Origin of the sequence: Rhodovulum sp. MB263 (assembly GCF_002073975.1) — a bacterium.
Lineage (GTDB): Bacteria > Pseudomonadota > Alphaproteobacteria > Rhodobacterales > Rhodobacteraceae > Rhodovulum.
In genome coordinates, this window is sequence record NZ_CP020384.1 from 2,595,351 (window position 1) to 2,612,548 (window position 17,198).

Consider the following 17,198-nt stretch of genomic DNA (forward strand, 5'->3'; position numbering starts at 1 on the left):
GCCGGGCCTCTTCCCCTAGGCTCAGACCTGTTCCAGCTCGATAAGCGTGCCGTTGAAATCCTTGGGATGCAGGAACAGCACCGGCTTGCCATGGGCTCCGATCTTCGGCTCGCCCGAGCCAAGCACCCGCGCGCCCTGCGCCTTCAGCCGGTCGCGGGCGGCGAGGATATCCTCGACCTCGTAGCAGATATGGTGAATGCCACCCGAGGGGTTCTTGTCGAGAAACCCCTTGATCGGGCTCGCCTCGCCCAGCGGGGAAAGCAGCTCGATCTTAGTATTGGGCAGCTCGATGAAGACCACGGTCACGCCGTGATCGGGTTCGTCCTGCGGCGCGCCGACCTTTGCTCCCAGCGTTTCGGCATATTGCGCCGCGGCGGCTTGCAGATCCGGCACGGCGATGGCGACATGGTTGAGACGGCCGATCATCCCTGATCCTCCTGATGATGTTCGCCCGGGTTATCCGGTCTGCCGTCCCGCGACGCAAGACCCGCCTCGGGACCGGATGCAAGCGCGGGGTCGCGGGCCGCGAGGATCGGGCGGGTCAGCTCTGACAGCGGGACGATCTGTCGCCCCCCGGCATCGAAATTCGCCGGGTCGAGCCAGGTCTCGTAGGCCGCCTTCAGCGCCGGCCATTCGGCATCGATGGCGGCGAACCAGGCGGTATCGCGGTTGCGCCCCTTCACCACCGCGGCCTGACGGAAGACGCCCTCATGGCTCAGCCCGTAGCGTTCGGCCGCCCGGCGCGAGGCCCGGTTCAGCGCGTCGCATTTCCATTCGAGCCGCCGGTAGCCCAGCGCGAAGGCCTGCCCGATCAGCAGCGTCACCGCCTCGGTCGCGGCCGGGCACCGTTGCAGCGGCGCCGAGAAATTCACATGGCCGATCTCGATCGAGCCGGCCCCGGGCGCGATCCTGAGATAGCTGAGCACGCCCAGCGCCCGGCCCGAGACCGCCTCGCGCACCGCGAAGAACAGCGGATCCGGGCCCGAGGCGTCCCACGCGATCCAGTCGGCCAGCGCCGCTTCGTCCGGGAACGGGCCATAGGGCAGATAGGTCCAGATCGAGGCATCGAGCAGATGGGCGGCACGGAGCTCGGCCGCATGGTCGCGTCTCAGAGGCTCGAGCCGGCAATAGCGCCCGGCAAGGCTGTCGCGGCCGGGGCGGGGCGGTGGCCTCCAGCCGGGAAGCGGCGCGCCGAGGGGCAAATCCGGGGGCAGATCCGGGGGCATTGCGGGCTCCTTTTCCGTTCTGGACCGATCCATGGCCCGATCATGGTCCGGTCATGGTCCCGTTCGATTAAGGCAGGCGCCGGCCGCATTTGTCCATCGCCCATCTGCCCCGGCCTGCCGCCTGCAGCACAGAAAAACCGGTCCGACGGTCGAGACCGGTGCGCATCTGCCCTTGCCCCAAACGCAGCAAAGCGCCGGGCAGGCCCGACCGGCCCGCCCGAGACCATATCCGGCAGGTGACATGCCTCCGCCGCCCGCTGTGAACAGCACCCGGCCGGAAAGCTGCCACGGTGGCGAGAAGTTGGGGGCGAGAAGTCGGAGGCGAGAAGTGGGGAGCGTGAAATCCGGCCCAGTAAAGGCGCGCCGCAGTCCGCCGGGGGACCGTTTCATGCCCTTGTCCGGCACCTGGCTCCACGCCTTCGGCTGCGCTCTCATGCCCCGGCTTTCCTTCGCGAGGGCCGCATCGAAGCGACGGGCATGGCGGTCGCACGCCCCTCCGCCGGGTCATTCTCTGCAATCCTGAGGATCGCTGCGCTCTGGCCCCCTTGCCCGTCCCCTGCGCGCCCGCATCATGCGGCAAACTGGCAGTCCTCCCCTCCTGCCGGGACATCCCGTCAGCGAAATCTGTCAGACCGGCGCCTTCCCGAGGCCGGTGGCCATAGCGCCTGGGCTGCGCCCCGGACCATCGGTCTGTGCGCATGTCGATCCTTTGCGAGCGGACAGGACAGGCGCGTGCGGCCCCCGGCAGGCGGCGCCCGCCCCCGCAATCGGGCATGGCGCCGCGCCCGCCGCAGGCAGCACGGCCCCGCCGCCCGGATGCCCGCCTCCGGAGGCCTCTCGCCGATCCCGATACAGAGACCGTGAAGCCCGGCCGGGGCGCCCGGACAGATGCGGCGACAGAGCGTCTGGACAGGCCCGGCGTTTCCCGCTAAAGGCGCAGGTCATGACCCGTTGCGTTCATATCTCCCTGCGCCGACGCCGCCGCCGTCTCTGAGCCGGCCGCCTCCGCTTGCGCCCACGCGACATCCCGACCCTTCCCCTCCGTGCCCTGGCACCTTTCCGAAGACAATTGACACGTTCTGTCGCCCGAGGCACCCATAAGGCCTCTTTTCCGAAGGATTTCCCAGATGGTTCCGTCCGTCCTGCCGATCTATAACCGCGCGCCGCTCAGCTTCGAGACCGGCGAAGGCTCCTGGCTTGTCGCGACCGACGGCACCCGATACCTGGATCTCGGCGCCGGGATCGCGGTCAACGCGCTCGGCCATGCCCATCCGGCGCTGGTGGCGGCACTGACCGCCCAGGCGAACCGGATCTGGCACCTGTCGAACCTCTATCACATCCCCGAACAGGAGGCGCTGGCCGACGCGCTGGTCGAGAAGACCTTCGCCGATACCGTCTTCTTCACCAATTCCGGCACCGAGGCCTGCGAACTCGCGGTCAAGATGGCCCGGAAATACTGGTACGAGAAGGGCCAGCCCGACCGGGTGAACATCGTCACCTTCTCGGGCGCGTTCCACGGCCGCTCCTCGGCCGCGATCGCGGCGGTGGGCACCGAGAAGATGACCAAGGGATTCGGACCGCTTCTGCCGGGCTTCATCCACCTGCCCTTCGGCGCCCATGGCTCGGTTCTGCAGAACGCCATCGACGACACCGTGGCCGCGATCATGGTCGAACCCGTGCAGGGCGAGGGCGGCCTCAGGCCGCTGCCCGATCCCTGCCTGAAGGGGCTGCGCGATCTCTGCGACGAGACCGGCGCGCTTCTGATCTATGACGAGGTGCAATGCGGCATGGGCCGGACCGGCAAGCTCTTCGCCCATGAATGGGCGGGCGCCGCGCCCGACATCATGATGATCGCCAAGGGCATCGGCGGCGGCTTCCCGCTGGGCGCGGTGCTGGCAACCGAGGCCGCGGCCTCGGGCATGACCGCGGGCAGCCATGGCTCGACCTATGGCGGCAACCCGCTGGCCTGCGCCGTCGGCAAGACGGTGATCGACATCATTTCCGATCCCGGCTTCCTCGACGAGGTGAACCGCAAGGCCGGGCTGTTGCGGCAACGGCTGGAAGGGCTGGTGGCGAGCCATCCCGAGGTGTTCGAGGCGGTGCGCGGCTCCGGGCTGATGCTGGGGCTGAAATGCCGCGCGGCCAATACCGACGTGGTGCAGGCGGGCTATGACCAGCATCTGCTGACGGTTCCGGCAGGGGATAATGTGGTCCGCATCCTGCCGCCGCTGACGATTTCCGACGAAGAGATTGCCGAGGCCGTGGCCCGGCTCGATGCGGCCGCGACGGCCGTTGCCGCGAAGGAGGCCCGGACATGACCCATTTTCTCGACATCGACAGCACCGCCCCGACCGATCTGCGGGCGATCCTCGATTGCGCGCATGAGATGAAGCAGGCCCGGCAGGGGCGCACGAAGGCCACGCCCGATGACGGGCGCCCGCTTGACGGGCGGATGGTGGCGCTGATCTTCGAGAAGCCCTCGACCCGGACCCGGATCAGCTTCGATGTCGGCGTGCGGCAGATGGGCGGGCAGAGCATGGTGCTGTCGGGCAAGGACATGCAGCTGGGCCATGGCGAGACCATCGCCGACACCGCCCGGGTGCTGTCGCGCTATGTCGATCTGATCATGATCCGGACCTTCGAGGAGGCGACGCTGCAGGAGATGGCGGATCATGCCACGGTGCCGGTGATCAACGGGCTGACCAACCGCACCCATCCCTGCCAGATCATGGCCGATCTGCTGACCTTCGAGGAGCATCGCGGCCCGATTGCCGGGCGCAAGGTGGTCTGGTCGGGCGATGGAAACAATGTCTGCGCCTCCTTCATCCAGGCCGCCGGGCAGTTCGGCTTCGATCTGACCTTCACCGGCCCGCAGACGCTGGACCCCGAACCGGTCTTCGTCGAGGCGGCGCGGGCGAAGGGCGCGAAGATCGTCATCGAGCGCGATCCGCTCAAGGCCGTCGAGGGGGCCGATCTGGTGGTGACCGATACCTGGGTGTCGATGCACGATCCGCAATCGGCGCGCGAGCGGCGCCACAACCAGCTGCGCCCCTATCAGGTGAACGAGCGGCTGATGGCGGCGGCGAAGCCCGACGCGCTGTTCATGCATTGCCTGCCCGCGCATCGCGACGAGGAGGCGACCAACGCGGTGATGGACGGGCCGAATTCGGTGGTCTTCGACGAGGCCGAGAACCGGCTCCATGCGCAAAAGGCGATCATGCGCCATTGCCTCGGCGTCTGAGGTTTCTGCATCCGGATCTCAGGCCTCCGGGGCCGCAGCGAAGGCACTGGGGGCGCTCCCGCCCCCGGACCCGCACCGGGCTTTGCCCGGCTTGGCCGGGGTTGGGCCGGGGTTGGGCCGGGCCGCGCGCAAGATGCGCGCGGCGCCTCCGGCGGGGGTATTGGCACCAGGAAGAAGGGCAGGCGCGGAATCCGGAGCGATGGCCGGGACGATAGCCGTCGGGCCGGAGCCGGGAGAAAGGGCCTGTGTCGCGGCAGCCGCCAGGGCCGCGCGCGGTCAGCTCCGGCGCTTGGCGCGGAGCGTCGGGTCGGCGGCGGTCGGATCCTCGGGCCAGGGATGGCGCGGGTAGCGTCCCCGCATATCCTTGCGTACGTCGGCATAGCTCGTCGCCCAGAAGCCCGGCAGGTCCATGGTCACCTGGACCGGACGTCCGGCCGGTGAGAGCAGCGTGATCCGGAGCGGCAGCCGGTTCGGCCCCACCCTCGGGTGTTCGATCACGCCGAAGAGCTCCTGCAGGCGCAGCGCGATCGCCGGCGCCTCGCCGTCATAGTCGATGGGGATCTTCCGGCCGAGAGGGGTCTCGAAGCTGGACGGCGCGAGGCGGTCGACGCTCTGCCGGGTCTCCCAGTCGAGCCGGGCGCTCAGCGCCGGCAGCAGGTCGAAGCGCTTGAGATCCTCTGCTGTCCGAACCCCGCCCAGATGCGGCAGCAGCCAGTCCTCGAGCCCGGCCATCAGTCCCGCATCGGAGAAATCGGGCAACTCCGCGCCCTCGGCGCGCAGAAGCTCGACCCGCGCCCGGAAGCGGCGTGCCGCATCGCTCCAGGGCAGGCCCAGCGCGCGGACGCCCTCGAGCATGGCACGCGCCACCGTCTCGGGCGGGGGATCGGGCCAGTTGCGGTCATCGAGCACCAGCGCGCCGAAGCGTTCCTGCCGCCGCATCGCCACGCGGGCCTCGCGCCGCGACCATTCGCAGACATCCTGCCAGCCGATGGCCGCGCCATGGACCGCGCGCAGGTCCGCTTCGGAGAGCGGCGCGGCAAGCCGCACCTTCGCCTCGCGGGCATCGCCATCGAGATCGAGCGCCACGATCAGCCGTTGTCCGGCCAGCGGATCCGAGGCCTCGAGAACCGCGCCCTTGCCGCCGGACAGCACATAGCGCGGCTCGTCCCCCTTGCGGCGCAGGCCGATCCGGTCGGGATAGGCGAGCGCCGCCATCTCGCCCGGGCTCATCGGACGCGGGGCCTCGGGAGCGCGCGCGGCCAGCCGCTTCGCCTCGGCCCGGATCCGGGCAAGCGCGCCCCGGTCGGGCGGCACCGGGCTCGGGGCGTTCGGCCCGGTCAGGCAGCGCAGCCGCAGCGCCAGATCGGCGCCCGCCCCGCGCAAGGGGTCGCGTTCGGACAGAAGCGCGGCCAGAGGCGCGGCCTGCCGCCCTGCCGAAAGCAGCATATGCCCGAGCCGCGGATGCAGGGGCAGCGCCGCCAGCGCGCGGCCATGGCCGGTGATCCGGCCCAGGGCGTCAAGCGCCCCGAGCCCGGCCAGAAGCGCCCGCGCCTCGGCGAAGCCCCCCGGATTGGGCGGGGTCAGGAAGGCCAGATCGCCAGGTCCCGACGCCCCCCAGGCCGCGAGGTCCAAAGCCAGCCCCGCAAGGTCGCCCGCCTCGATCTCGGGCGGGGGATAGGCAGCAAGGGCGCCCTCCTCGCCCCTGGTCCAGAGCCGGTAGCAGACGCCCTCGGCCACCCGCCCGGCCCGGCCGCGGCGCTGCTCGGCCTCGGCGCGGGTGACGCGCTCGGTCACCAGCCGCGCCATGCCGGAATTCGGATCGAAGCGCGACCGGCGGGCGCGGCCCGCATCGACCACCACCCGCACATCCTCGATGGTCAGCGAGGTCTCGGCAATCGAGGTGGCCAGCACCACCTTGCGGCCCTCGCGCGCGGGCAGGATCGCGGCACGCTGCTCGGCGAAGGGCAGCGCGCCGTAAAGCGGCCGGATGTGACAGCCCTCGGGCAGCCGCCCCTCGAGTGCCGCGGCACAGCGCCGGATCTCTCCCTCGCCCGGCAGGAAGACCAGCACGCCCCCTTCGGTTCCGGCCACGGCCTCGAGCACCAGATCGGCGGTGGCCTCGGGCAGGCGCCTGCCCTTTGGCAGCGGGCGCGGCAACCAGCGCGTCTCGACCGGAAAGCTGCGCCCCCCGGAGCTCACGACGGGCGCATCCGCCATCAGCGCCGCCACCGGCGCGGCATCCAGCGTCGCCGACATCACCACGAGGATCAGGTCCTCGCGCAGCACCCCCCGGACCTCCCAGGCCAGCGCCAGCCCCAGATCGGCATTCAGCGAGCGTTCGTGGAATTCATCGAAGATCACCGCGCCGATGCCCTCGAGCCCCGGGTCGGACTGGATCATCCGCGTCAGGATGCCCTCGGTCACGACCTCGATGCGGGTGGCGCGACCCACCTTCGCCTCGCCCCGGATACGGTAGCCGACGGTCTGGCCGACCGGCTCGCCCAGGGCCTCGGCCATCCGCTCGGCCGCGGCCCGCGCGGCAAGGCGCCGCGGCTCGAGCATCACGATCCGCTCCGCCGTCAGCCCGGCCTCCAGCATCGCCAGCGGCACCCGCGTGGTCTTGCCCGCCCCGGGCGGCGCCTGCAGCACGGCCCGGCCCGCGCGGGAAAGGGCGGCGGTCAGCTCGGGCAGGACGGCGTCGATGGGCAGCTTGGTCATGGCCGTCTTATGCGTCATCCAGGCCCGCACGGCCAGAGCGCGCCGCCTGGCGGGACGACGGCCCGGACGACGCCCCGGACGGAGGGCTGGACAGCCCGGCCCCGGCAGGGCAAGACAGGAGCCGCCCCCGAAGATCCGGAGCCGCCGATGACCCCAGCCGAGCTTGCCCACCGCCTCAAATCCGGCGAACGCCGTGCCCTCGCCCGGGCGATCACCCTGATCGAAAGCGGTCGCGAGGATCACCGCGCCCAGGCCCAGGAGCTGCTGGGCCTTTTGACCGACGCCCCCGGACAGGCGCTCCGGATCGGGTTGTCGGGCACGCCGGGCGTGGGCAAGTCGACCCTGATCGAAAGCTTCGGCAGGATGCTGACAGCCGAGGGCCACAAGGTCGCGGTGCTGGCGGTCGACCCGTCCTCGGCCCGCTCGGGCGGCTCGATCCTCGGCGACAAGACCCGGATGGAGCGGCTGTCGCGCGACCCGAATGCCTTCATCCGCCCCTCGCCCAGCCAGTCGGCTCTGGGCGGCGTCGCGCGCCGCACCCGCGAGGCGGTGGCGCTTTGCGAGGCGGCGGGCTTCGGCATCGTGCTGATCGAGACCGTGGGAGTCGGCCAGTCCGAAACCATGGTGGCCGAGATGACCGATCTGTTCGTGCTGCTGATGGCGCCTGCGGGCGGCGACGAGCTGCAGGGGGTCAAGCGCGGCATCATGGAGATGGCCGACCTGATCCTCGTCAACAAGGCCGATGGCGATCTGAAGCCCGCCGCCGAACGCACCCGGGCCGATTACGCGGGCGCGCTGCACCTGTTGCGCCGCCGCCCCCAGGATCCCGAGGGGTTCCCCAAGGCCGTCGCCGTCTCGGCGGTCGAGGAACGCGGGCTTCGCGAGGCCTGGGAGGACATGCAGACCCTTGCCGACTGGCGCCGCGAGAACGGCCATTTCACGGCCCGCCGCGCCGCCCAGGCCCGCTACTGGTTCGCGGAAGAAGTCCGCCGCGGTCTGCTCGCCCGGCTCGACCGCGACCCGGCGATGCGGGCGCGGATGGCCGATCTCGGCGCGAAGGTGGCCGAAGGCGAGCTGACCGTCGCCCATGCCTCGACCGAGATGTTGGCCGCGCTGGGCGTCAGCGCCTGACCAGAACGGGCCCGGCTGCAAAAGCCCTGAAAATCTTCCCCCGGATCGGGTTTCGGCCGCAGCCGCCAAGCTCCGGCCGAGGCCCCGAATGGCCGCCCCATCGCAATGGCGTTGTTGCCGAGCTCATCCGTCGGAGCCACATCACGCAGTCCTGCGCTCGGACGGATGGCATGAGCAGCCGCGAACCCGGGTGCTTCGGCCGACGAATTGGCCGGTCGACAACAATGCCCGGGGGCGCGCGGCCGCTTCGGCCAGATCCACCGGACCTGAACACTCCCCGGACCAGCACCGCGAAGACAAGCGAAAAGGCCGGGCGCATTCGCCGGGAACGGATCCATCGAAGCGTCTTCCTGCCCGGTTCACTCCAGATCCGTCTGCGGCCCTGCTGCTGCACCCGCCCCAATGGCATCTGTGCCGGGGTGAGCGGTCATCGCATCATCAGGCCACCCCTCCCTGCCCGGGGGACCTTTTTTCGTCGGTCGCAGGCGGTTTATGGACGGCTTATTCCGCCGCGATCGCGGCCGGGCTGTCATCGCTCCAGCGCGCCAGCACCTCGGCGCAATCGGGATCGCGGCTGGCCAGCGCCAGGGTCGCGTCCAGCATCCCCGCCTTGGACCCGCAATCATAGCGCACCCCGTCGAAACCGAAGCCCGCAAGCCCCAGCCGCGCCGCATCCCGGGCAATCGCATCGGTCAGCTGGATCTCGTCATTGGCGCCCGGTCCCTGGCTGGCGAGGGCATCGAAGATCGCGGCATCGAGAATGTAACGCCCGACCACCGCCTTCAGCGACGGCGCCTCGGCGGCGGCGGGCTTCTCGACCATGCCGCGCGCCCGGGTGATCCGGCCCTCCTGCGCGGTCGGATCGAGCACGCCATAGCGCGAAACCGTCTCGGGCGTCACATCCATCGCAGCGACCATATGCCCGGCCCCGGCGCGGCCATAGGCCTCGACCATCTGCGCAAGGCATCCCGGCTCGGACAGGATCAGGTCGTCGGGCAGCAGCACCGCCACCGGCCCCGGCAGCACATGCGCCCGGGCGCAAAGCACGGCATGACCCAGCCCGCGCTGCTCGTGCTGCATGACGAATTCGACCTCGTGCTCGTCCTCGTCCAGCGCCGCCGCCTCGAGCTCGGCGGCAATCCGCGCCTTGCCGCGGGCGCGCAGCGTCTCGATCAGATCGGCATCGGCGCGCACATGACGTTCGATGGCGGTTTTCGACGGATGGCTGACGAAGACCATGCGTTCAACCCCGGCCGCGCGTGCCTCGTCGATGGCGAACTGGATCAGCGGGGTATCGATGACAGGAAGCAGTTCCTTCGGCGTCGCCTTGGTCGCGGGCAGAAAGCGGGTTCCGAGCCCTGCGACGGGAAAGATGGCGGTCCGCACGGGCGAAGGGATCATGTGAAACTCCTGAAATACTGAATGCACCTGCAGCATAACGGGGCCCGGTCGCAAAAGGTTTCAGCCGATGCCGCATTTTTACTCGGCGCCCCGGCAAAACTCCGCCGCCTGCCCCGCGCTCTTGCCGGAAGCCTGCGGTCAGGCCCCGGAAATCGGAACATGGCCGGACAGAGGCCCGCGCAGAGCCGCATCGGAGACAATGCCCCCCCGGGCCGGACCCCGGATCGGGGCAAGGCGGATCAGTCGGTGCAGCCGATCTCGCGCCCGCCCAGCTCGGAGAGCAGGCGGCGGAAGGTCTGCCCCGCCGGCGTGGGGCGCAGGCGATCGTCGACAAGAGTGATCTTCGGCACCACACCCTGCCACGGATAGGGATTGGTCGCGAACCAGGCATGCCGCTCGACGAAAGGCAGCCCTTCCATCATCCGGACCGCGCCTTCGAGAAAGGCCGCGCTGGCGGCATAGCTGCCCTCGCCCGGGCGATCCCAGTCAACCGGCGCGAATTCGGTCACCCAGATCGGGCGGCGATAGGCGCGATGGACCGCCTGCAGCCAGCGCCGGAAGGCCACCACATCGCCGTCGGTCGAATAGTAATGCACCGCCATGAAGTCGATCCGGAAGCCGCGCCGCCCGGCCTCGGTCATGAACCGGCGCTGCCAGGAGCCGGGGCCGAGCGTTCCAGCCTGGGTGGTGGCGGGGCTGCCGATCCGGAGCCCCGCCCCCTGGCCTCGACCTGCGGCCACAGCGCGAGCGCGCGCGCGACGCTCAACCCGCCTTGATGGGCGCCATGGCCGTTGGGTACGTTGAAGGTCAGGAGCGCGCCCACCGGCAGATCCGGGCGGATCTCCGCCGCGAGGTCGCGTTCGGAATGGATCATCGGCACGAATTCGACGCTGCGGGGGACCGGCATCGCGGTCCAGAGCTGATCGGTCCGCCATGTGTAATACCACTCCAGGGCGGGCTGCTCCTCGATCCAGCGGATCGTGGTGTACTGGCTGTTCTCCCAGGCCCCGATGCCGGCTTTCCGGGCCAGTGCCGGACCTGTCAGGGACAAAAGCGAGACGGCAAGGAAAAAAAGGTTTTTCCTGGCATTGCCGGTCCTTTCGCATCCCTTCGACGGAAGCGCCCCCTCGCTTTGCCGACAAGGCTAGCCCCGGCGCGTGTAGAAAATGCGGCGAAAGGGGTGCTTCATTCAGGAATTCGAAGGACATTCCGTTCTGCATTGCGAAACGGTGATGGCAGACAGGCAGGAACCGTCTTCGAAATGCGCCATAAATGACCGTCGCCAGGGCCGGAAGGCCGCGCAGCTTGCCGGTGGGCCCGCCACAATTCGGCCACCGCAATGCAGAGGTCGGGATCGCGGTGGCCCGCCGCGGGCCGGTTGGCTCTGGAATAGGGCCGACAGAGGTCTATGCTGAGGGCTGCGCTGCCAAGGCCCGATAGATCCAGATGACCGTCCCCTCACCCACCGAGCCCTTCCCCACCGAGACTGACCTTTCCGGGCTGATCGCCTGCCCGAAATGCGACGCGGTCTACCGGGCGGTTCAGCCCGCGCCCCGGGCCCGCGCGGTCTGCGCGCGCTGCCATACCGTGCTGATCGCGCCGCAGCGCCAGGCCGGGCAGCGGCTGATCGCGGTCGCCCTGACGGTGGTGGTGCTGATCTGCGCCGCGACCCTGACACCCTTTCTCAAGGTCGAGGCGGGCGGCATGAGCAACGCGACCTCGGTCCTCGACGCGGCGCTGGCCTTCGCCGGGCGCCCGATGCTGCTGGTGCTGACGCTGGCCGTGGCCGCACTTATCGTCTTCGTGCCGGTGCTGCGGGCGCTTCTGATCCTCTACGTGCTCACGCCCATCGTGCTCGACCGCCCGCCCGCCCGGCATGCCCGCGTGGCCTTCCGGCTGTCCGAGAGCCTGCGCCCCTGGTCGATGGCCGAGGTATTCGCCATCGGCTGCGCGGTCGCGCTGGTCAAGATCTCGGATCTCGCCCAGGTCGCCTTCGGCCCCGCCTTCTGGATGTTCTCGGCCCTTGTCATCCTGATCGTGGTACAGGACACCTTCATGTGCAGATATTCGGTATGGAGGTCTCTGGACAGGTGAGAACCGCGCGCGACATGGGCCTGGTGGCCTGCACCCGCTGCACCCGGATCTGGCCGGCGGAGACCCCGCATTGCGCGCGCTGCGGCCAGAAGCTGAGCCCGCGCGCACCGCTTTCGCTGCAGCGGGTCTGGGCCTGGTGGTGCTTCGGGCTGATCGCCTATGTGCCAGCCAACATCTACCCGATGCTCGAGACCCGGACCCTGGGCGACACCCAGGACAACACCATCATCGGCGGCGCGGTCGAGATTGCCCGTCACGGCAGCTGGGGCATCGCGGCCGTGATCCTCACCGCCTCGGTCCTGATCCCGATCGGCAAGTTCCTCGCTGTGGCCGGGCTCGCGCTCGGCATCACCCGCGGCAGCCGACTCAGCCGGGTCCGGCGCCAGCAGCTTTACGAGGTGGTCGAGTATATCGGCCGCTGGTCGATGATCGACGTCTTCGTCGTCGCCATCCTGTCCTCGCTGGTCCAGCTCGGCGCCGTGGTCTCGATCAGCCCCGGCCCCGCAAGCCTCTTCTTCGCCGTCTCGGTCATCGCGACCATGCTGTCGGCACAAAGCTTCGACAGCCGCCTGCTCTGGGACAAGACCGATCCTCCTCCTGCCCCCCGGAGCCATATGGCATGACCGATCTGCCCCCCGAAACCCCGGTGCAACCGGCAGGCCGCGGCCTGCTCGAGCGCATCTCCATCGTCTGGGTGATCCCGGCCGCGGCGCTGGCCATCGCGCTGGGCGTGGCCTGGCACAGCTATGTCGACCGCGGGCCGCTGCTGGAACTGACCTTCGAGAATGCCTCTGGCATCAAGGCGGGCGAGACCGCGCTGCATTACCGCGACGTGACCGTGGGCCTCGTCGAGAAGGTGGGCTTCACCGACAATCTCGACGAGGTACTGGTCTCGGTGCGGCTCGACAAGGCGGTCGCGCCCTATGTCGATGACGGCGCCGCCTTCTGGGTGGTCCAGCCCGAGGTCAGCGCCCGCGGCGTGACCGGGCTGTCGACCGTTCTGTCGGGCGTGTTCATCCAGGGCATCTGGGATGACACGCCCGACGGCTTCGTGGAACGCCATCGCGGCAAGAACGCGGCCCCGCTCAACCGCGAGGGCCGCCCCGGCCTGCGGCTCCGGCTGCGGGCCGCCAGCGATGCCGGGCTGACCGAGGAGGCCCCGATCCTCTACCGCGGCATCGAGGTCGGCCGGATCGGCAAGGCCGAGGTCAGCCAGGACGGCTCGACCGTCGAGGCCGATGCCATCGTCTTCGCCCCGCATGACCGGCTGATCTCGAGCTCGACCCGGTTCTGGGACAGTTCGGGCTTTTCCTTCTCGCTCGGCCCCGGCGGCGCGCGGGTCGATTTCTCGTCGGTGGCGGCGCTGGTCTCGGGCGGGGTCACCTTCCAGAGCGTGGTCTCGGGCGGCCAGCGGGTCGAACCTGACACCCGCTTCGAGGTCTATCCCGACGAATCGACCGCGCGCGCCAGCGTCTTCGCCCTCGACGAGGGCGCCGCGCTGACTCTGACCGCCTATTTCGCGGAGAATGTCGAAGGGCTGGCGGTGGATGCGCCGGTCACGCTGGGCGGTCTGCGGATCGGCCGCGTCACCGCCCTGAACGGCATTGTCGATGCGAAGCGCTTCGGCGACGACCGGGTGCGGCTGGCGGCGACGCTGGCCATCCAGCCCGCCCGGCTCGGGCTCAAGGCGCCTGCAAGCGCCGAGGACGCGCTCGACTATCTCGCCGGACGGGTGCGCGAGGGGCTGCGGGCGCGGCTCGCGAGCGCCTCGATCCTGACCGCCAGGCTCAAGGTCGAACTGATCGAAACCGCCGCGAGAGCACCGGCCGAGATAGAGCGCGACGCAGATCCGAACCCGGTGATCCCGACCACGGCAAGCGACATTTCCAACGTCTCGGCCACCGCTGAAGGACTTTACAACCGTATCAACGACCTGCCCATCGAGGACCTGATGCAAAGCGCCATCGACGCGCTGAACAGCGTCAGCACGCTGGCCGGCAGCGACGAGATCCGCGCCGTGCCGGGCGAGGTGCGCGCGCTGCTGGAAGAGGCCCGCGGCATTGTCGGCTCGGAGGAGATGCAGGCCCTGCCCGGCCGGATCGACGGCACGGTCGCGGCCATCGAGACGCTGGCGCGCCAGCTGGCCGAGGCCGATGCCGCCAACCGCCTCACCACCGCGCTCGACGCCGCTGCCAGCGCCGCGGAGACCATCGATACCGCCGCGGCCGGGCTGCCCGACCTGGTCGCGCGGCTGAATGCGGTGGCCGATCAGGCCACGACATTGCCGCTGGACGAGCTTGCGCAGCGGATCTCGGCGCTGCTCGACAGCACCGACCGGCTGATCGACACCGATCAGGCCCGCAACCTGCCCACCGACCTCTCGGCCGCGCTGCGCGAGCTGGCCGCGATGCTGGCCGAGCTGCGCGAGGGCGGGATCGTCGGCAATGCCAATGCCACCCTCGCCTCGGCGCGCTCGGCCGCCGATGACATCTCGGCCGCCGCGCGCGACCTGCCCGAGTTGCTGGAGCGGGCGCAGCGCGTGCTGGGCCAGGCCTCGAGCACCATCGAGGGCTATGACGCCTCGCGCGGGATGGGCCGCGAGATCGACAGCGCGCTGCGCGAGATCCAGCGCGCCGCCCAGGCCGTGGCCGCGCTGTCGCGGGCCCTGGAACGCAACCCCAACTCGATCCTGTTCGGACGCTGACATGAAACAATTCCTGCTTCCTGCCGCCCTCGTCCCGCTTGCCCTCGCGCTGTCTGCCTGCAATGGCAGCCCCGAGCGCTATACCGTGCCCGAGACCGCCGTCGCCGGGCCGCGCCTGCCCGTCGCCTGGCGCAGCATCGCGATCCGCGACGTGTCGCTGCCGACCTATGCCGCCTCGGAGGAGATCTACAGCCGCAGCGCCAGCGGCGCGCTGAGCTCGTCCTCGGATGTGCTCTGGGCCGACGATCCCACACGCGCCATCACCCAGGATCTGGCCCGCCTGCTGGCGCAGATGACCGGCGCCCAGGTCGCGGCCGAGCCCTGGCCCTTCTTCGACCGCGCCCAGGCGACGCTCGAGGTCCGGGTGGCAGACATGCTGGCAGAGCCCGATGGCACCTACCGCCTGACCGGGCAATTCTTCGTGGCGCCCGATGTCGGCGGGCGGAACCGCGCGGCACCCTTCGCGATCTCGACCCCGATCGCGGCCCCTGCCGGTCCCGCCGAGATCGCCGCCGCCCGGGGCGCCGCCCTCGGCGAGCTGGCCACCCGGATCGCCCGCACCGGCCTGCGCTGACCCCGTCGCCAGCGCCAGGTTCCCGGCGGCCCCCGGCCGGGTCCTGCGCCCGGTGCGCATGCCCAGTGCCTGCCCCCGGGGTCCGTGCCCGGGACCTGTGCCACCTGCCCGATTGCACCCGCCTCAGGGCGGCGCTAGCCTGCCCCGGCCATATCTCCGAAGGAGCCCGACATGCCCGATACCGCCCCTGCCAGCTGGGAATCCCGCGCCGAATCGTCCAGCTTCTACGGCTTCACCGACCTGCCCTCGATCAAGGCACGCGGCACGGTGGTCATCACCCATGGCGAAGGGCCCTATGTCATCGACACCCATGGCCGCCGCTATCTGGATGGCAATTCCGGGCTCTGGAACATGGTCGCGGGCTTCGATCATCCCGGGCTCGCCGAGGCCGCCAAGGCGCAATATGACCGCTTCCCGGGCTATCACGCCTTTTTCGGACGGATGTCGGACCAGACCGTGATGCTGAGCGAGAAGCTGATCGAGGTCTCGCCCTATGATCGCGGCCGGGTCTTCTACACCAATTCGGGCTCCGAGGCGAATGACACGCTGGTCAAGATGCTGTGGTTCCTCGCCCGGGCCGAGGACCAGCCCCGGCGCCGCAAGATCCTGACCCGCAAGAACGCCTATCACGGGGTCACAGCGGTCTCGGCCTCGATGACCGGCAAGCCCTATAACGAGCTCTTCGGCTTGCCGCTGCCCGATTTCATCCACCTGACCTGCCCGCATTACTGGCGCGAGGGCCAGCCCGGCGAGACCGAGGCCCAGTTCACCGCCCGCATGGCGACCGAGCTGGAAGAGGTCATCGCGCGCGAGGGCGCCGAGACCATCGCAGGGTTCTTCGCCGAACCGGTCATGGGTGCGGGCGGCGTGATCCCGCCCTCCGCGGGCTATTTCCAGGCGATCCAGCCGATCCTGAAGAAACACGGCATCCCGCTTATCTCGGACGAGGTGATCTGCGGCTTCGGGCGCACCGGCCATGTCTGGGGCTGCGAGACCTACGACTTCGTCCCCGATGCCATCATCTCGTCGAAGGCGCTGACGGCGGGCTATTTCCCGATGGGCGCGGTGATCCTCGGCCCCGATCTGGCCGACCGGCTGCACAGGGCATCCGAGGCCGTCGAGGAATTCCCCCATGGCTTCACCGCCTCGGGCCATCCGGTCGGCTGCGCCATCGCGCTGAAGGCCATCGACGTGATCCTGAACGAGGGCCTGCTGGAGAATGTCCGCCGCCTGACGCCGCTGTTCGAAGACGGCATGAAACGCCTGGCCGAGAACCCCAATATCGGCGAGTTCCGCGGCAAGGGCCTGATGGGCGCGCTCGAAGCCGTCGCCGACAAGCCGACCCGGACGCCCTTCCCCTCGACCCTTTCGGTCAGCGAGCGGATCGCCAATACCTGCACCGATCATGGGCTGATCTGCCGGCCGCTGGGCCAGTCCATCGTGCTGTGCCCGCCCTTCATCCTGACCGAGGGCCAGATGGACGAGATGTTCACGAAGCTGGAGGCCGCGCTGGGCGAGGTCTTTGCCGGTATCGGGGCGCAAGCGTGAGCACCGCCACCCCCGCGACCCAGGCGCTGAAACGCGCGGGCGTCGGCTTTCGCACGCTCGAATACGACTATGTCGCCGGTCAGGACCGGATCGGGCTGCACGCGGCCGAAGCCATCGGAACCGATCCCGGCCGGGTGCTCAAGACCCTGATGGTCGAGATCGACGGCAAGCCCGCCTGTGCGGTGATCCCTTCGGACCGCACGCTGTCGATGAAGAAGGTGGCGGCGGCCTTCGGCGCCAAATCGGCGCAGATGATGCCACCCGACAAGGCCGAACGCCTGACCGGCTTTCATACCGGCGGCATCAGCCCCTTCGGCCAGAAACGCCGCGCGCCGGTGGCCTTCGAGGTCAGCGCGCTGAACGTGCCCGAGATCGTGCTGAATGGCGGCCGCCGCGGGCTGATGGTGGCGCTGCCCCCTGCCGACGCGCTGGCGGCCGCCGAGGCGCAGGCCTCCGATCTCTGCGCCGCGCAGGGTTGAAAACGGGGCCGAGGGAAGATCCGGGGAGGCGGGGCGCGCGGCATCGGGACGGATTGCCCCGGGCCGCGAAGCCGCCAAGATG

The 17,198-nt window shown here is 70.0% G+C and carries 15 protein-coding genes; 9 read left to right on the plus strand and 6 right to left on the minus strand.

Annotated elements, in window-relative coordinates; translation table 11 throughout:
• Positions 1-21: 21 nt before the first annotated feature.
• Positions 22-426 (minus strand): methylmalonyl-CoA epimerase, encoded by a 405-nt coding sequence (gene mce / locus B5V46_RS12140; protein ID WP_080616846.1) that lies wholly within the window; start codon positions 424-426, stop codon positions 22-24.
• A complete protein-coding gene (locus tag B5V46_RS12145; RefSeq protein ID WP_080616847.1) occupies positions 423-1,226 on the minus strand; it encodes a GNAT family N-acetyltransferase in 804 nt (267 codons plus the stop codon). Before B5V46_RS12145 ends, mce begins: the two co-directional genes overlap by 4 nt.
• 1,127 nt (positions 1,227-2,353) lie before the next feature.
• Here B5V46_RS12145 and B5V46_RS12150 point away from each other — a divergent pair.
• Together B5V46_RS12150 and argF are read left to right on the plus strand one after the other, a co-directional pair.
• A complete protein-coding gene (locus tag B5V46_RS12150; RefSeq protein ID WP_080616848.1) occupies positions 2,354-3,544 on the plus strand; it encodes an aspartate aminotransferase family protein in 1,191 nt (396 codons plus the stop codon).
• Positions 3,541-4,467 (plus strand): ornithine carbamoyltransferase, encoded by a 927-nt coding sequence (argF, locus tag B5V46_RS12155; RefSeq protein WP_080616849.1) that lies wholly within the window; start codon positions 3,541-3,543, stop codon positions 4,465-4,467. The genes B5V46_RS12150 and argF overlap by 4 nt, the downstream gene beginning before the upstream one ends.
• A 276-nt stretch (positions 4,468-4,743) precedes the next feature.
• Here the strand turns inward: argF and hrpB are convergent, their stop codons facing one another.
• Positions 4,744-7,185 (minus strand): ATP-dependent helicase HrpB, encoded by a 2,442-nt coding sequence (gene hrpB, locus B5V46_RS12160; RefSeq protein ID WP_080618043.1) that lies wholly within the window; start codon positions 7,183-7,185, stop codon positions 4,744-4,746.
• A 147-nt stretch (positions 7,186-7,332) separates the two neighbouring features.
• Between hrpB and meaB the strand changes: the two genes are divergently transcribed.
• A complete protein-coding gene (gene meaB, locus B5V46_RS12165) occupies positions 7,333-8,316 on the plus strand; it encodes a methylmalonyl Co-A mutase-associated GTPase MeaB (RefSeq protein WP_080616850.1) in 984 nt (327 codons plus the stop codon).
• A gap of 501 nt (positions 8,317-8,817) precedes the next feature.
• Here meaB and B5V46_RS12170 read toward each other — a convergent pair.
• The 3 genes from B5V46_RS12170 to B5V46_RS20685 form a co-directional block, all read right to left on the minus strand.
• Positions 8,818-9,717: a UTP--glucose-1-phosphate uridylyltransferase gene (locus tag B5V46_RS12170; RefSeq protein WP_080616851.1), complete on the minus strand. Its 900-nt coding sequence runs from the start codon at positions 9,715-9,717 to the stop codon at positions 8,818-8,820.
• 239 nt (positions 9,718-9,956) lie between these two features.
• The gene (locus B5V46_RS20680) at positions 9,957-10,457 is read right to left on the minus strand and encodes a glycosyl hydrolase (protein ID WP_255377922.1); all 501 of its coding nucleotides are present in this window, start codon (positions 10,455-10,457) and stop codon (positions 9,957-9,959) included.
• Complete coding sequence (locus B5V46_RS20685) at positions 10,355-10,768, minus strand: glycosyl hydrolase (protein WP_255377923.1); 414 nt, start codon at positions 10,766-10,768, stop codon at positions 10,355-10,357. The genes B5V46_RS20680 and B5V46_RS20685 overlap by 103 nt, the downstream gene beginning before the upstream one ends.
• Before the next feature lie 395 nt (positions 10,769-11,163).
• Between B5V46_RS20685 and B5V46_RS12180 the strand changes: the two genes are divergently transcribed.
• The 6 genes from B5V46_RS12180 (at position 11,164) to ybaK (ending at position 17,116) form a co-directional block, all read left to right on the plus strand.
• Positions 11,164-11,811: a paraquat-inducible protein A gene (locus B5V46_RS12180; RefSeq protein ID WP_080616852.1), complete on the plus strand. Its 648-nt coding sequence runs from the start codon at positions 11,164-11,166 to the stop codon at positions 11,809-11,811.
• Positions 11,812-11,825: 14 nt separating this feature from the next.
• On the plus strand, positions 11,826-12,434 hold the full coding sequence (locus tag B5V46_RS12185; RefSeq protein ID WP_080618044.1) for a paraquat-inducible protein A: 609 nt from the start codon (positions 11,826-11,828) through the stop codon (positions 12,432-12,434).
• Positions 12,431-14,515: an MlaD family protein gene (locus B5V46_RS12190; protein WP_080616853.1), complete on the plus strand. Its 2,085-nt coding sequence runs from the start codon at positions 12,431-12,433 to the stop codon at positions 14,513-14,515. Before B5V46_RS12185 ends, B5V46_RS12190 begins: the two co-directional genes overlap by 4 nt.
• A 1-nt stretch (position 14,516) precedes the next feature.
• Positions 14,517-15,089 carry a membrane integrity-associated transporter subunit PqiC gene (locus B5V46_RS12195; protein ID WP_080616854.1) on the plus strand — a complete coding sequence of 191 codons (573 nt, stop codon included), beginning with the start codon at positions 14,517-14,519 and terminating at the stop codon, positions 15,087-15,089.
• Positions 15,090-15,260: 171 nt separating this feature from the next.
• Positions 15,261-16,637, plus strand: coding sequence for an aminotransferase (locus tag B5V46_RS12200; protein WP_080616855.1), 1,377 nt, complete (start codon positions 15,261-15,263; stop codon positions 16,635-16,637).
• On the plus strand, positions 16,634-17,116 hold the full coding sequence (gene ybaK, locus B5V46_RS12205) for a Cys-tRNA(Pro) deacylase (protein ID WP_080616856.1): 483 nt from the start codon (positions 16,634-16,636) through the stop codon (positions 17,114-17,116). Before B5V46_RS12200 ends, ybaK begins: the two co-directional genes overlap by 4 nt.
• The last annotated feature ends 82 nt before the right edge of the window (positions 17,117-17,198 follow it).

Coding starts and splice junctions, on each gene's coding strand:
- B5V46_RS12185 (WP_080618044.1), top strand. CDS start 11,826: ATGGGCCTGGTGGCCTGCACCCGCTGCACCCGGATCTGGCCGGCGGAG.
- B5V46_RS12145 (WP_080616847.1), bottom strand. CDS start 1,226: ATGCCCCCGGATCTGCCCCCGGATTTGCCCCTCGGCGCGCCGCTTCCC.
- B5V46_RS12170 (WP_080616851.1), bottom strand. CDS start 9,717: ATGATCCCTTCGCCCGTGCGGACCGCCATCTTTCCCGTCGCAGGGCTC.
- B5V46_RS12180 (WP_080616852.1), top strand. CDS start 11,164: ATGACCGTCCCCTCACCCACCGAGCCCTTCCCCACCGAGACTGACCTT.
- meaB (WP_080616850.1), top strand. CDS start 7,333: ATGACCCCAGCCGAGCTTGCCCACCGCCTCAAATCCGGCGAACGCCGT.
- hrpB (WP_080618043.1), bottom strand. CDS start 7,185: ATGACCAAGCTGCCCATCGACGCCGTCCTGCCCGAGCTGACCGCCGCC.
- mce (WP_080616846.1), bottom strand. CDS start 426: ATGATCGGCCGTCTCAACCATGTCGCCATCGCCGTGCCGGATCTGCAA.
- argF (WP_080616849.1), top strand. CDS start 3,541: ATGACCCATTTTCTCGACATCGACAGCACCGCCCCGACCGATCTGCGG.
- B5V46_RS12150 (WP_080616848.1), top strand. CDS start 2,354: ATGGTTCCGTCCGTCCTGCCGATCTATAACCGCGCGCCGCTCAGCTTC.
- B5V46_RS12190 (WP_080616853.1), top strand. CDS start 12,431: ATGACCGATCTGCCCCCCGAAACCCCGGTGCAACCGGCAGGCCGCGGC.
- B5V46_RS12200 (WP_080616855.1), top strand. CDS start 15,261: ATGCCCGATACCGCCCCTGCCAGCTGGGAATCCCGCGCCGAATCGTCC.
- B5V46_RS12195 (WP_080616854.1), top strand. CDS start 14,517: ATGAAACAATTCCTGCTTCCTGCCGCCCTCGTCCCGCTTGCCCTCGCG.